Genomic DNA, 14757 nt, shown 5'->3' on the forward strand with positions numbered 1-14757 from the left:
CAAAACCTGTTAACTTTGAGACGTTTTTAATATGGAACTGCGCCATCTACGTTATTTTGTTGCGGTCGCACAGACTCAACACTTCACCCGAGCGGCTGAACTACTGGGCATTTCGCAGCCGCCGCTGAGTCAACAAATTCAGCGCCTGGAGCATGAAATTGGTACCCCGCTGTTGAAGCGGCTGACACGTGGTGTGGAACTGACAGAGGCTGGAAAGACTTTTCTGACAGACGCGATTGAAATTGTTCAGTTGGCCGATTATGCCCTGGAGAAAGCCAGAGGCGTTGCCCGTGGGATGAGCGGAAAAATGTCATTAGGTTTTGCGAGTTCGGTGGCGTTTAATCCTCGTGTATTCGAAATCATTCGGCACTTTAAAGCCCGCTATCCTGCACTGGAATTAATGACCCGCGAAGAAAACATGTCTTTACTGATACAGGATCTTCAGGAAGGACTACTGGACGCGGCGTTTATTCGTTTACCCTGTGAAAGCAGTCGGTCATTTAATTTGCGGGTTATTTCGACCGAGCGGATGGTGTTGGCACTGCCTGCCGACCATCATCTGAAACATAAAACGGCCATTGCGCTAAGTGAGTTGGCAGACGAAACGTTGATTATTTTTCCACGTGAAGTTTCGCCCAGTTTGTATGAACTCATTGTCAGTGCCTGCTTACGGGCAGGTTTTTCATCTTCCTCTTTCCAGCAGGCCCCGCAAATCAGCTCTTCGCTGGGGATGGTCGGCGCGGGCTGCGGGATTGCGCTGATCCCTGAATCCATGATTTGCGTACAGAATCCCCACATTTGCTTTCGTGACATTGCAGAGAATACGCTCTTTACGGATGTCGCTTTTGCCTGGCGGCGTAATAATGCGTCCAAGGCCGTGAACCATTTATTAGCACTCATTCCTGCGCGTTAAACACTCAGCGATCACTCCTTTCGGTGGCAGAAACGAAGCGGGAAAAATAAAAGATGCAGTATGAAAAGGGGAAATAAGCGCTGCGAATATATCCCCCTGATGCGTCATTGGGGCTATTTCATGTTGCCTTTGTGTTTTCACATAAATGAAATTTTCATTCGCATTAGCTGAATTAATGCACCACATTGGTGCAAAAAAGTCAATGCCATTTCTAACATTTAATTAACTTTTTGAACCTTCTCAAAGAACTGATAAATGGCTGATTTTTTATTTTATGCATCTTTTATGCATTTCTTATGCAACCAGCGCGGGGATTTTACCCGGTTTATCTGCACTATTATTCACTCTTATTCAGCGTTAATCGAAATAGCATAGCGATAATGCGTGCCGGGCCGACATCATATTTTTTCTGGCAGTGATAAATTATACATGCGCTGAAAAGCGTGTTGTTTCCACGGCTCAACACAATAAATAACGTCGATAAGAAGGTTTTGTATGGATAAGTTATCTTACGCGTCTGACAGTAGTACATCCGCCTGGTCTACCTACCTTCAACAAATCGATCGCGTTGCACCTTATTTGGGCGATCTCTCTCGCTGGATCGATACGTTACGTCATCCTAAACGTGCCTTAATTGTTGATATTCCTTTGCAAATGGATGACGGTACAATTCGTCATTTCGAGGGTTACCGTGTTCAACATAATCTGTCACGCGGCCCCGGCAAAGGCGGAATCCGCTATCATCCGGATGTTGACCTGAATGAAGTCATGGCACTCTCCGCCTGGATGACCATCAAATGTGCCGCTGTGAACCTGCCTTATGGTGGTGCTAAAGGCGGGATTCGTGTAGATCCCTTCAAATTGTCTGAAGGTGAGCTTGAGCGTTTAACCCGCCGCTATACCAGCGAAATTGGTATCATCATCGGTCCACAAAAAGACATTCCGGCACCCGATGTCGGTACCAACGGTAAAGTGATGGCCTGGATGATGGATACCTACTCCATGAATCTGGGCACCACCGTGACGGGCGTCGTGACAGGTAAACCTATTCACCTGGGTGGATCGCTGGGTCGCGAAAAAGCCACCGGTCGCGGCGTATTTGTTACAGGTCGCGAAGTGGCGCGCCGTGCCGGTATTGAGATTGAAGGTGCGCGCGTCGCCGTTCAGGGCTTCGGTAACGTTGGCAGTGAAGCGGCACGTCTGTTCAGCCAGGCTGGCGCACGCGTCGTGGTGATTCAGGATCATACCGCTACCCTGTTCAATGCCGACGGTATTGATATGGATGCACTGACGCAATGGCAGGCCGAAAACAAACAGATTGCTGGCTTCAAAGGCGCACAAAGCATTGATAAAGAGGCCTTCTGGCACACGGAAATGGATATTCTCATTCCGGCAGCCCTTGAAGGTCAGATTACGCGTGAACGCGCTGAGACCCTGAGCTGTAAACTGGTACTTGAAGGTGCCAACGGTCCTACCTATCCGGATGCTGACGATGTGCTGGCAAACCGTGGCGTGATTGTGGTCCCAGACGTTATCTGTAACGCCGGCGGTGTGACGGTCAGTTACTTCGAATGGGTGCAGGATATGGCCAGTTTCTTCTGGAGTGAAGACGAGATTAATAAACGGTCTGATAAAATCATGACTGAAGCCATGATTCATGTTTGGGAAAAAGCCAAAGAGAAAGACTGCTCTCTGCGCACCGCAGCCTATATCGTTGCCTGTGAGCGTATTCTGATGGCCCGTAAAGATCGCGGTATCTATCCGGGCTAAGCCAGTAAAAAACAACCCGCGATGTGCGCGGGTTGTTTTTATTCAGCGGCTTTCGCTTAACGGAATTGCTGTACCGTCTGGGCCAGCTGTTGCGCCTGATCTTCAAGCGAACTGGCTGCCGCCGACATTTGTTGCACCAAAGCCGCGTTTTGCTGCGTTGTTCCGTCCATTTCATTTAACGCAATCGTCACCTGACTAATTCCTCGCGCCTGTTCATCTGACGCGGCAACGATTTCGTTGATGATACTTTGTACAGAGGAGACAGCCTGGGTCATTTCATGCATCGTTTTGCCTGCCTCATTGACCAGCGTGACGCCACTTTGTACCCGGGCACTGGACTCCTCAATAAGCGCGGCAATGTCTTTGACCGCACCGGCACTGCGTTGCGCCAGGTTTCTGACCTCAGAGGCCACTACCGCAAATCCGCGCCCTTGCTCGCCCGCCCTGGCCGCCTCAACGGCTGCGTTGAGCGCCAGGATATTGGTCTGGAAGGCAATGCTGTTGATCATGGTCGTGATATCGCCAATTTTCTTTGAGCTATCATCAATTTGCGACATGGTCTGTACCACCTGGCCCACCAGGTTTTCGCCCCGGCTGGCAATGGTTGTCGCATTTCCGGTCAGGTGCGTAGCCTGCTGGGCGTTATCCGCGTTCAGGCGAACCGTGGCGCTGATTTGTTCCATGCTGGCTGCTGTCTCTTCCAGTGCTGCCGCTTGTTGTTCGGTGCGCGAGGCTAAATCCAGGTTGCCGCTGGCTATCTCACTGGCCCCCTCTCTGACAGACGCGCTGGCATCTTTAATCTGGCCCACAATGGATTGCAACTGGCTTTGCATGGTGTGCAGGGCGTAAAACAGGCTGGCGTTGTCACCGTGCGCGACCTGAATGTCATTGCTGAGTTTGCCTTCCGCAACGGCCAGCGCAATGCGGGCTGCTTCTGCGGGTTCGCCACCAAGCGGGCGCATTACTTTGCGATTAAACAATAACCCCAGTACGGCACCTACCAGCAGGATGCTCACAAGCATTAAACCGATAGCCCAATAGAGCTGGCGGTTTGCGGCGGCCATGACCTGGCTGACAGGGGCGACAATTCCCACATACCAGGGCTTATCGCTGTTGCCTGTCACCACCGGATACCAGGTGTACATGGCTCTTTCACCCAACACCGGATCATCATGTTCGACGATCTGACGGGTAAAATTGTCTTTGTCGCCTTTCCATTCCTTACCAGCGTCATTTTTGACAGGTGAAGATACCACTTTGCCACTGTTCGAAAGCAACAGCGCATAACCCGTATCCTGCCAGGGTTTTATCTGGTTCACTTTTTGCTGTAATGACGCAAGCGAAATATCCGATGTGACCACCGCCATGAGCTTGCCTTGATCGATAATGGGTGAGGCAACCGAGGTCAGTAAGGTTGGCACGCCGTTGTACGGGTAGCTGTAAGGCTCTATCAGGGTATCTTTACGCGACTGTTGAGGGACCAGATAATAATCCCCCTGGCCAGGCGTCAAATAGGAGAGCAGCGGATGCATGGCATAGTTGCCGGACTGATCGCGGTCAACAAACCAGGCATAGCGGCCCTGAGGTGGCTGTCCTTTCTGACCAACAAACTCCGCATCGCGACCGTCAAACGCGTCAGGTTCAAAAATCACGGACATAGAGAGATAGTCAGGGTTGGCCCTGAGGGAATACTCCATAATTTTGTCGGCAATTTTCCGGTCATTAACGCCCGCTTTTGGTAAGGCAATCAGGCTTTGGCCAAGGCTGTGTGCCATATCGCGCGCGTAATTCAGCTCTTGCTGAATCTGCAGGCCGCGACTTTGTGCAATCTGTTGAAGATAATTTTCCGCTAAGTTTTTTTGCTCTTTTGCCGATTGCCAGCTCAGGACGCCAATGGTGACGGTAAAACCAAGCGTAATAGTCAGGCCACCGGCAAGCAGCATCTGGGTGCGGGTGGTCAGTGTTTTTTTTGCGGGTTGAGAAGTCATGCGGATTCCCCTGAAATCGATCGGCTTAATTGACTTCCCTGCCAGACAGACGCTTTTATGTTCCTTAAGGATCTATCGGCGCTCAATAAACGAACTTTAATTCTCATGACTCAAGTCAGACCTTAATCACAACGTTCATCATCAGGGGGAAAGCGCATGATTTCGAAAGAGAACGCAGAACATTATTTCTGGGGTGAGCAGTGTGAGGGTTGGCATCTGCTTAAAAGACACGATCTGAGCATTATTTATGAGCAGATGCCGCCTGCAACACATGAAATACGGCATTATCATGTGCGATCGCGGCAGTTCTTTTTTGTGCTGGAAGGCCAGCTCAGCCTTGAGGTGGAAGGTGTGGTGCATCATCTGCAGACGCAACAGGGAATTGAAATTCCCCCCGGCGCAAAACATCAGGCTCGCAATATCAGCGATAACAGCGTCACTTTTTTAGTCATTTCTCATCCCACAACGCGTGGCGATCGTCACGATGTCGTCTGAACACCGGGCGGGAAAGTGAAATTTTGGTAACTTATCGCGATGATTTTGACCTGAAACAATAAACGGGCGGAAAAAATATGTCAGTTTGTGCCCTCTTTTTTGGCGGGATTAAAACCGGACTTATTCATGTGGAATCATACTGGCTGGCTTCACAGCTCTGCGCTTTGTTTTGGCTGGCTTGCCAGATATCTCCATCACTACGCTTTTGCCATCACACATTTGACTTGCTGATCGTAATGCAGGCAAGCACGGCGTAAACCAGTCAGTGCGCGCGAAGCGTTATGGAGAGAGCGTGGTGCGGGATAACAGGCAGGCAGTTCACAGGTAATGAACTGCCAGGAATGAACCATCAGGCCGCTTTAACGGCGCGGACTTTTTTCTCACTTTGCGCAGTCGCGTCAGCTGTTTCTGACACATTTTGCGCCGTGCCAGGTAATTTGCTGGTGCGAAGAATATGCTGTACCGCGTCTTTTTGCTCTGCCAGCAACAACCCTAAGGTTTCAGCCTGCGATTCGTCCATATCGGCCTGGTGTGCCAGTAACCAGTCGGTGAACGCCTCTGCCATATCCAGCATTTTGTCGTAGGCATCGGCCTCTTTCTTATTGGCAAATGTCATCTTCTCTTCACCCTTTCTGACTACTACAAATTTGGTTTCGACAGCCATTTTATTGCCCTCACATACTGTTTATTTATACAGTATAACACAGTCGGCGACGTTTTCCAGTGAAGAGAAGACACAACGGTTAAACCTGCCCTGCTTACGCCATTCGGTGTGCATCAGGCCAGTAATTCTTCCATAAACTCAGCCAGCGCTTTACGGGGATCGTCCTCTTCCGACACGATCATTTCGATTCCCCATTGCCCCAATACTTCTTTTGCCACCGGGTTATTGCGATTGGTAAAAAGGTAAGATTTGGGTCGGGCGGTTGCCAGGCCTGTGCGCCCCCACATTTTTGTCAGCCGATAGAAGAGCAGACGAATATTAAAATCACTGATGCTGTAGCCAACAAACAAAACCGAATTGCCCATGACATCATGGGTCAGCTTGATATCTAACGGCGAATCAAAATAGAGGCGTTCAAAGTAGCTGCTTTCATCCAGTACGATAGAAGTATCGTCATCAAAGTCGCCATGAAGTTTGATGATATGACGTTTATCTTCGGTGAGTGAAACCAGATCGGCTGCATTCGCCACTTTTGAATAAGGCACGCCATGGGCCTCATGCGCGGCTTCCAGCCACCGATCGTAATTCGTGGTATAGATGCGTGAAAAGTTGCCCTGAGTGATCATGGTATGAATTTCAGAGCTGCGGACATCAATATCAGGCCGGTGCCATTCGCGATCCATCCAGCTTCGTAACGGTCCTAACGAACCTTTTTTCTGCTTGTAGTACTCAGCCAGAGAGAGGTGCGTACCGTAAGTATTAAAAATTTTCGGATCGTACCCCAGTTCATTAGCCAGATGAGCGATAAGCTCATGCCATTCAGGCAGGCCGAGATTACGGGAAAGACCGGCTCCGGCAAACAGAATGAGCTTGCCGGAATCGTATGCGCGTTTGAGCTCAGGTTTCATGCCACGCCTCGTGCAGTTTTTAAAAAGGCAGCAAAACGATCCAGCGCAATGCGACGGTTGGAAATTTCGTTTTTCTTCTCGCCCATCTCAGCGAAGGTTTGATCGTATCCTTCGGGAATAAAGATACAGTCCCACTGGAATCCATGGGGACCGGCAGGTTCAGGTGCAATAGTGCCGCGCAATTCGCCGAAAAACTGGTACATTTTGCGTCCGTCGCAATAACCCAGTACGGTTTTGGCGGTTACACCCTGACTGTCGAGGCCCTGTACCAGCGATGCAAAGCGATCGGCACCGAGGCGATTCCAGAAAATACGCGTCAGCCCCGCAGGCAAACCATTCAGGCCATCCAGATACAGCCCGGTGTGCTCAACAAAAAGCGGACGTCCGATAATAGAGAAGGCCTTCGTCAGTTTATCTCGCACTAAATCCAGTTCATTTTCCGTTTGAATTTCTTCAATGCGACGCGCGATGGGTACGACGTCCACGCCCACAGGTTCCAGTATTCCGCGGACCTCCGCCAGTTTTTGCTCATTGGCCGAAAGGAATCTGATTTTCATGCTTCTTCCACGTTGATTACGCTGCCTCAGTCAAATTTATCATTGAGACAGAACAAGAGGTTATCGCTGGTGAGTGTAGCGCAAATTCGCGCCTTTCTGGCGTGAACATTTGCGCAAAACGCGGGGTTACAGAGTAGAGCGGATAAAACAGAACAACGCAGGACGTGAATAAGTCCGAATAAGGCATGATGTAAAACACCGCTCCGTTTAATAAGCACCCGCTGCATTGGCTATTTAAAGACACACCATCTTTTGCGCATCGTCTGCGTTTTTGCACCTTTCCAAAGCGCGGAAATACCGTAAGCCACAGAGAAACCGGCCGCGAAGTTCTTTCAGGGGCTCTGTTCGCCAGCCAGACTGATGCAGGCGTCATCATAGTACTGACAGTATCAAGTCACTGACGTTTTATTTTCCATCCAGTGCCTGACAGATGAATCGAAAATATTACGCATAGCATAAGCCGTTTATCCTGCGCTCTCTGTTCCGTTCGTCAAAGCCGCATCACTCGTCAGGGGCTGAACCTGTCTTTCACTGGCAGAGAGTGCTCTGGCGAGGCTGTATAAAAGAATCGGGAAGAAAGTCGGACGTGACGCCCTGACAAGGACCTGTGTATTTATCGGTGGCAAAGCTGTTTTGCAAACGGCAGCGATGAACGTTTATATCTTTTATTGCTGATGTACGGCATGTGCAGACCAGTGCCGCCCTTCACACCGACTGTTCACCCTTCCGGCATTTCAAAATTCATCCTGAGGAAAATGATAAAGACGCCGCACTACGCATGTTTTTGTGAAAAGCGGTTTTGAATGGTTCCAGAAACCCCCTGCACGTTATTCTGTCAGACAGAGCGACTCACTTTTCAGACGTGGAATGAAAAGCATCCCATAGCGGAAAAGATGACAATATCCGCCTTAGCGAAAAGTGCAAGAATCTAATGGCAGCAATACGTTGTGTTTTCATAAGCAAACGGCATCACGTCCGCAGCCATATAAATGTTGTTGATCTGATAAATTCTTATAGCGACGATAACCTCCCGACTGGCTTTAAGTACAGTGACGGAGAGAGGCCATCAGGATGATATTAGCTACCCGTTTTTATTCTTGCCGTCACTTGTCAACGCTCCGCTTATAGCTCTGCTTTACAGCACGAAATGTGTGATTAAACCTTAAGACAGACAGGCGCGCGTACCCACAATGTTATCCATCATAGCGATCTATATTGCGCTGACTAACCGTGTTAAAAGAAGGATTTGTCCTGTAAGAAAAGTTGCAGACTTCAGTAATCGTCTGGCTTCACAAAAACTAATCCCGTGAACAGGAATGAACAAGACGGTTAACGCATTATCCGGCGATTAAGACACAACCATTTTGGAGCAGAATGAAGATAAGGACAATTTATCATGGGGGATTATTAACCTGACGTTATCATTTACCTGCGCTGGAATGAAGCGACTTTATTATGCCGTAATATCCCTGTAACTGGTAAGGAGGCAATGCATTACACACTGATTTTTATTGCTTTTTTAAGTAAATAAATGGGCGTTATTTTCAATACGTCACCGTAATATGCTACCGTTTATCACCTGGACCTCAACGAAAAAGGCGCTGACAATGCGTCTGGCATTTAAATTTTATGTATGTTTAATGCGTTTAAAATGCCGTAATAATCCTAAGCGGTAACAAATTTGTACATTTCAGACAGAAGAGATATTTCTTTCCTTGATTATTTTTCGTAGAATGACCCTGTTTAAATATTCGCTGTAATTTAAGGATTAACCAATGGATGCGCTCAAAGCATTAAATAACCTTCGTATTCTACGCGCACAAGCCCGGGAAATTGAGCTTGATGTGTTAAATGAAATGCTCGAAAAGCTTTCTGTCGTTGTCGCTGAACGCCGTGAAGAAGAAGAAGCTGAGCAAGCTATGCTGCGCGAGAAAGCAGATAAGTTAGCTAAGTATAAAGAAATGCTGATGAATGACGGCATTGATATTTCTGAACTGGTTGATTTGCCCACAGAGACAAAAACAAAAGCTAAGCGCGCACCTCGCCCTGCTAAATATCGCTATACCGATGAAAACGGTGAAACTAAATCGTGGACAGGCCAGGGCCGTACACCATCGCCAATTAAAAAGGCGCTGGACGCTGGCGGTTCGCTTGACGATTTCCTGATCTGACAAAATGCGCGGTATTGATTTCGATACCGCGCATTTTATTGGAAACATTGTTTTAAGAGATTATCTGCTCATCATCATTATTGATGAACTGGCTAATTGTAGCGTCTCATTCTCATACCGATGAGGGAGATGATGGTAGCTGTCGCTTTCAGTAATACGCTCAACCGTTTCTGAATACCGCTCCAGCGCAGTCCGCATTTGCACAACATAATCATGCGTATCGTAAACCCGATCGATTCCCTCTAATGCATGATTCATAATTTTTCTTGCCACATCGTTTGGCGTGTCCAGCGCGGCGAGTTTCGAACGTGCCGTTCGACGTAAATCACGCGGCGTGAAAGGTTCCAGCCCTAATCCCCGAGGCGCACGCAACATCCGGCGTAGTGCCTGATTCAGCGCACCTTTCGAAAGCGGCTGCATGACATCACGCGGCGCAGGTACGAGCCAGGGAGAAGCCGGATCGCTGGCGGCAATTAAGGCCTCAATACAACGGCGCATTAACGCTGAAATGGGTAAAGTATGTTCGCGCTGGGACTTGTTACGTGTTCCCTGCTTCCATAATCCGGATTGCAGATTAAATTCTGATTTCCGCGCCTGAACAACTTCGTCAGGCCGACGGGCACTGACCAGACACAGACGTAAGGCCCAGCGTACCTGTTCTGACAACGACCAGTTATCCAGACCATGCCAGAAAACCCAAATCTCCGCGTCTGACAGTTGCCGGCTTCGTGGAGGTGACGCACGGCCCGCAATATCACGTTTCCTCAGTGAAGCCACGGGCGAATGCGCCAGGTAACCCTGCATTTCGGCCCAGGACAAAAACTGTTTAGTCAGAGCAAAAACGCGCCGGGCTTCCTCTTTTTTACCTTCAGAAATCAGGACGTTATAGAGCCTGTTTAATCGTAAACGCGTCAGGTTTTTTAGCGGTAAAGTGCCAATATTCGGCAACACATGCCTGAGTAGTGATGATATGGCAATTTCGGGACGACGTCGGGTGACAAGCAACGACAGTTTTACCCACACGCGGATAACCTGCTCCACTGTTCCTTCGTCGCCAAAATTATCCAGATCAGACAAGGAAGCATGTCTGATCTGATTGAGCCAACACATGACGTGACGGCCCACATGCGGCGATGTCATTTCTGTCAAAATTTCTGCCACTGCCTCTCCTGATCGTAAAACTGTCGGCCAGATTCTACCTTCCAACAGCCTGTGACTCCAGACCTGTTAAGTCTGGAGTCACAATGGTAGCGCTGTGCGCTTTTTAAGAAAGTCATTAAGGAAAAGACTCTCATTATTTTTAAATGGACTGGTTAATAAACCCGCAGAGAACAACGCGATAAATGATGGATTATTTCCACAACGGCGCTTTCTCAGGAGATAAAGACGATGAATGGGATACGTCAGCTAACTGAAAAGTATGCGGTCAAAAATTCCGCGATGCGTTTTGTGCATTTGACAGCTATTCGCTGTACGGAGATCCGGGCAGGAAACCTCTGCGCACGTTCAGATGAACAGGCGCAGTAATAGCAAGTGAGATAGCTTCACTAATACCAGGAGGCGCAGATAAATTACGGGGTTCTGATCGTCGTGCTACCGCTTCATGAGTACGCCCCCTGCCATAAATTATGAGGCGCACCGCCAGTAAGATCTCTGCAATACCTGGCTCGGGCTACGGGAGAGATTATCGATAACAAGGCACTCTCGGGTTGACCATGTGGTCAGAATGCATTTGATACAGCGGCACCGCACTCTAACATTGAAAATGAAACAATTGCGCGTAACACCAGCCGCTTCAGCTCTTGCTAAACGTATAGTTAAAAACTCGTCCGTTTTGAGTTTGCACAGTAAGCGTCTTTCCCGCCGATGTATCCAGGGCCCTGGCCTGACTGTATTTCCACATCATGACCTGCTGCCCGTTGGGATAAGGTGATTCTGTATCAGGCGGTCCAAACATACGAATGAGCTCCGCGCGTGTCGTCTGACCGGGTTTAATCTTCTGAATAGTCGCCGTATCGAAATTGTGTCCCACAGAGTTAGAACATGCAGCAAGAACCCACACCAGGCCCATGATAATTAGTGATCGCATTACGTTGTTCCCGGAGATGAGTTTGACATGCGTTGCATCGCGCTGTGTTACAAGGGTTGTACTATCTTCTTATGATATCGGCAAAATAAGCATTCACTGCAATAAATGTCCGAATGCGTATTATGGCCTACAGACCGCCCGATGGCGTACTAAAATTCCGTACTGGCATGTAGACATTATTAAAAACGTTGCGTGATGAATTATCGCTGCTCTCTGTCAATACGATTTCCGGTTTCGCCACCGCGAGACAAAGGCTGAAGGTGACGGCTATGGCCGTGCTGCATGTGGACGACTCGCCTGTTCACCCTGACGACAGTCGTTAATTCTGCCGCCTGGATGACATCGATAAATCCCTATTTTTCAGGTGGTTAGACAGACATCACTTTCTAAAACACCCATTCAATTTCGTGTGCCATACAGGATTGATCGCCACGTCATGTTGAACGCCAGCTTACCGGCAAAAAAATGCAGGCCGTTAACTGGCCTGCTCGCGTTATCCTGAAAATGGTTGGAACGATTTTTATGTCTGTAAAAAGGGGGACAACTGCCCCTTTGTACAGAATAAAAAAATCATTTACTAGTTACACTGTCACTTTTTTTGGTCTGGCAGACAGTCGCTTCATTTTTTCAGCGAAGGCCTTAGCACACAGGCGTTCTTATAGACTCTCCAGACTCAGTGGGAGCCAGTTACCCTGTGCATAGCGTGCCAGACCGGCCTCCTCAAAGCGCCAGAGATGGAGCCAGCCGTTATCGAGCAGTTTCCGGATAACCTCATGCTTACCAATCACTGTGTCAATGGCGCTTTGCGGCGCGTCGATAACAACGGTCAGGCGCAACGGCTCGTGCATCCAGTGCTCGCCGTCATGGAGCGACTGACGTGATAAACCGATCCGCAGATCGCCGCCATTGCCCTCAAAGACACCGATACGGCCCCCCACTACGTTGTGCAGCACCTTATTACCGCTCCCCAACCTTTGCGGATCGCATGTGGACGCGTGGTACTGCCAGTTGATCCAGTGTGTGACCAGCATGGGTGCGGTCATCAGGCCTTCCAGTAAAGTACCATCACTATCCTGACTCGCATCGTAGTCATGCAGAAAGCTGCGCCCGCCCAGGACTACGCCACGACTTCTGTGACGAGGGGCAATGAGAAAGGCTGCGTTGCCCGAAAGTCCCCATTCGGGACGGGTTTGCGCCCCGTCATTAGCGCGACGACGTAGTTGTCCGAGCAACACATCTTCGGGCGCACGCGGGTCCAGTTTAAGGGCGGGTGCCCGCTCGCGGCGGACCTGATCACTGGCTTGATTAAAAATCGGTTGCAATCGCTCACAGCAGGCGCGGGCACTTTGCGGCAACAAATCGAGATCAAACCACTCGATTTCGTCGGTAGTGGTGTTATGCAGGGCGGCCACAAACGCCGTAGAGTCCGGAATCACTGTTCCTTGCGCTTGCAGCCCCTGGCGAACCTGTGGTTCGTTAAGCAATTGCGCCAGGCTGCGTGCATTCACTTCACCGGTCTGGCCACAACAGGCACCACAGTCCAGTGCCGCTGCGTGGGCATTGTTAGCTGACTGGCTGCCATGTCCAACGAGGAGCACTATAGGTGCCAGATGCTGTTCCAGGCCCATGGCATGAAGAACCCCGGCAGCGAGCTTAACTTTAGCCTCAGTATCCAGCCCAACCAGTTGTGGGCGGCACGTCTCCCGAAACCGCGCAGGTAAGCCAGCAAGATCATCTCTGGCACGTGCTTTATTGCCCGGGCGTAACCAGTTTACCAGCTTGACCGAGTAGCCCAGTCCAACCGCTTCCACAAACGAGAAGGCAGCCCCCGGCCAGCGGCTAATCGCATTCCATTGATCGGCCATGGCAAATCGGGCGTGACGCGAACGACTGGCCTGGCTTTGCAGTGCCGCATCGGCTTTATATTGCGAACCCGCCTCCACGATACGGTCAGCGGCCTCCAGGGAAGGGGCAAGTAAGCCGGGTAACTGGGGACGGCGGGCTTGCGTGCCCAGCGGTGTGTAGGCCACGGGAAGGCCAAAGAATCCTGCACAACCGATGGTCTGTATACCAGCACTCACGGTCTCAAGCGCACGTCGCAACGGTTCACTGCGCACATCAATGCAGAAAGCAGCCTGGGCTTCGATTGCCTGATGTTCCGTACCATGACCGTTTGCCGAGGCCAGCCGATGCGCCAACTCACGCTGATAGCCAATCTCCAGCGCCAGTTGCCATACTTCGTCAACCAGCATCGCCTGTTCCGCCGCCTCCAGCACCTGGTGAGCCTGTTTCCAGGCGTGCTGAAGCGAAGCAAGCGCGTGCCGGGTTGCTGCATCATCTTTGCATTCCAACAGGATTACGCCCCAGGCTAAGCGAATCGTCAGCAACTCGCGCAGGTGTGGGTCCTTACCCCCCGCCAGTCCCGCCTGCCAGCTCAGAAAGGCACACCAGGAAGCCCACCCATTCACGGTAAGCAGTACCGATTCCAGATAATCCGCCCATACAGCTTCAGGCAGGCCCAGACGTGCGATAAGCCAACGCTCCGCATCGGTAGCATTATCGGGTAAGGCATTGATAGCGTTTGTGATATGGGGCAACCCCATTAACAAACCGATACCCTGATCGTGCCCCAGCGTATCCCGCCAGAAGGCATATAAGCCCTGTCGCTGAGGCTGCCAGTTCGCCTGATCTTCATCGAAGTAGGCGGCGCAGGTTTGACCAACCTGGTGCGTGATAGCCTGCCGCCAGGATAATCTCTGGTGCCGATCAGGATCGTTGTCGAGCACATCGATTAGCAGCGGCAATTGCACTGGTGAGGTTCTTGCCTGTAACGCATCCAGGCACTGTTCAGCCGTCAGACCGGTCGCTTGTGCTTCGGGCAGCTGATGTAGCGCCAGATTGAGATCGGCAAGGCTGATACGGCCCTCGCGCCAGGCCAGGAACTGCTGATCGCGCGATGGGAATACCCGGATACCGCCGAGTACCTCCATCCGGGCGGCCACCCTGCGTACCGGCATGCCAATACGCGACCAGTGAGGGTTGACAGCAATGGCGCGATCCAGCGGCCATGTTGGTGCAATCGCCTGGCAGGCCTGGCTGCAAGCCTGCTCAATTGCAGCATGCCGGGAACAGGCGTTTTGTGTCGATTGCGTCAGGCTCGCCGAACCGGTTTTTTCGTTATTGACTAAGGTATCCATCAGTA

The 14757-nt window shown here is 50.4% G+C and carries 10 protein-coding genes; 4 read left to right on the forward strand and 6 right to left on the reverse strand.

From position 1 onward, the window contains the following. The first annotated feature begins 31 nt into the window (after positions 1 to 31). Together C7433_RS15470 and C7433_RS15475 are read left to right on the forward strand one after the other, a co-directional pair. Positions 32 to 913 carry a LysR family transcriptional regulator gene (locus C7433_RS15470; protein ID WP_033742412.1) on the forward strand — a complete coding sequence of 294 codons (882 nt, stop codon included), beginning with the start codon at positions 32 to 34 and terminating at the stop codon, positions 911 to 913. A 495-nt stretch (positions 914 to 1408) separates the two neighbouring features. After that, positions 1409 to 2683, forward strand: a complete 1275-nt coding sequence (locus C7433_RS15475) for a Glu/Leu/Phe/Val dehydrogenase (protein WP_054687846.1) — start codon at positions 1409 to 1411, stop codon at positions 2681 to 2683. Positions 2684 to 2739: 56 nt separating this feature from the next. Here the strand turns inward: C7433_RS15475 and C7433_RS15480 are convergent, their stop codons facing one another. Continuing rightward, positions 2740 to 4671: a methyl-accepting chemotaxis protein gene (locus C7433_RS15480; protein ID WP_110268497.1), complete on the reverse strand. Its 1932-nt coding sequence runs from the start codon at positions 4669 to 4671 to the stop codon at positions 2740 to 2742. 156 nt (positions 4672 to 4827) lie between these two features. Between C7433_RS15480 and C7433_RS15485 the strand changes: the two genes are divergently transcribed. Beyond that, positions 4828 to 5166, forward strand: coding sequence for a cupin domain-containing protein (locus tag C7433_RS15485; RefSeq protein ID WP_058702524.1), 339 nt, complete (start codon positions 4828 to 4830; stop codon positions 5164 to 5166). Positions 5167 to 5515: 349 nt separating this feature from the next. Here C7433_RS15485 and C7433_RS15490 read toward each other — a convergent pair whose 3' ends face one another. The 3 genes from C7433_RS15490 to C7433_RS15500 form a co-directional block, all read right to left on the reverse strand. After that, positions 5516 to 5830, reverse strand: a complete 315-nt coding sequence (locus C7433_RS15490; RefSeq protein ID WP_006121982.1) for a YebG family protein — start codon at positions 5828 to 5830, stop codon at positions 5516 to 5518. Between the two features lie 113 nt (positions 5831 to 5943). Then, positions 5944 to 6738 (reverse strand): SIR2 family protein, encoded by a 795-nt coding sequence (locus C7433_RS15495; protein WP_033742404.1) that lies wholly within the window; start codon positions 6736 to 6738, stop codon positions 5944 to 5946. Next, positions 6735 to 7295: a non-canonical purine NTP pyrophosphatase gene (locus C7433_RS15500; RefSeq protein WP_033742402.1), complete on the reverse strand. Its 561-nt coding sequence runs from the start codon at positions 7293 to 7295 to the stop codon at positions 6735 to 6737. The genes C7433_RS15495 and C7433_RS15500 overlap by 4 nt, the downstream gene beginning before the upstream one ends. A gap of 1775 nt (positions 7296 to 9070) precedes the next feature. Here C7433_RS15500 and C7433_RS15505 point away from each other — a divergent pair. After that, positions 9071 to 9466, forward strand: coding sequence for an H-NS family nucleoid-associated regulatory protein (locus C7433_RS15505; protein WP_006121986.1), 396 nt, complete (start codon positions 9071 to 9073; stop codon positions 9464 to 9466). Between the two features lie 60 nt (positions 9467 to 9526). Here the strand turns inward: C7433_RS15505 and C7433_RS15510 are convergent, their stop codons facing one another. Both C7433_RS15510 and C7433_RS15520 read right to left on the reverse strand, forming a co-directional pair. Further along, entirely contained in the window at positions 9527 to 10606 is a 1080-nt protein-coding gene (locus C7433_RS15510; RefSeq protein ID WP_039339626.1) for a site-specific integrase, read from the reverse strand. A gap of 1605 nt (positions 10607 to 12211) precedes the next feature. Then, on the reverse strand, positions 12212 to 14752 hold the full coding sequence (locus C7433_RS15520) for a YbcC family protein (protein WP_110268498.1): 2541 nt from the start codon (positions 14750 to 14752) through the stop codon (positions 12212 to 12214). Positions 14753 to 14757 lie beyond the last annotated feature (5 nt).

Source organism: Pantoea sp. PNA 03-3, assembly GCF_003201175.1.
In the GTDB taxonomy this organism is placed as follows: domain Bacteria; phylum Pseudomonadota; class Gammaproteobacteria; order Enterobacterales; family Enterobacteriaceae; genus Pantoea; species Pantoea stewartii.

Excerpts from the sequence above, each read along its gene's own strand:
- C7433_RS15520 (WP_110268498.1), bottom strand. The coding sequence starts at position 14,752 with ATGGATACCTTAGTCAATAACGAAAAAACCGGTTCGGCGAGCCTGACG.
- C7433_RS15505 (WP_006121986.1), top strand. The coding sequence starts at position 9,071 with ATGGATGCGCTCAAAGCATTAAATAACCTTCGTATTCTACGCGCACAA.
- C7433_RS15510 (WP_039339626.1), bottom strand. The coding sequence starts at position 10,606 with ATGACATCGCCGCATGTGGGCCGTCACGTCATGTGTTGGCTCAATCAG.
- C7433_RS15475 (WP_054687846.1), top strand. The coding sequence starts at position 1,409 with ATGGATAAGTTATCTTACGCGTCTGACAGTAGTACATCCGCCTGGTCT.
- C7433_RS15480 (WP_110268497.1), bottom strand. The coding sequence starts at position 4,671 with ATGACTTCTCAACCCGCAAAAAAAACACTGACCACCCGCACCCAGATG.
- C7433_RS15490 (WP_006121982.1), bottom strand. The coding sequence starts at position 5,830 with ATGGCTGTCGAAACCAAATTTGTAGTAGTCAGAAAGGGTGAAGAGAAG.
- C7433_RS15495 (WP_033742404.1), bottom strand. The coding sequence starts at position 6,738 with ATGAAACCTGAGCTCAAACGCGCATACGATTCCGGCAAGCTCATTCTG.
- C7433_RS15500 (WP_033742402.1), bottom strand. The coding sequence starts at position 7,295 with ATGAAAATCAGATTCCTTTCGGCCAATGAGCAAAAACTGGCGGAGGTC.
- C7433_RS15485 (WP_058702524.1), top strand. The coding sequence starts at position 4,828 with ATGATTTCGAAAGAGAACGCAGAACATTATTTCTGGGGTGAGCAGTGT.
- C7433_RS15470 (WP_033742412.1), top strand. The coding sequence starts at position 32 with ATGGAACTGCGCCATCTACGTTATTTTGTTGCGGTCGCACAGACTCAA.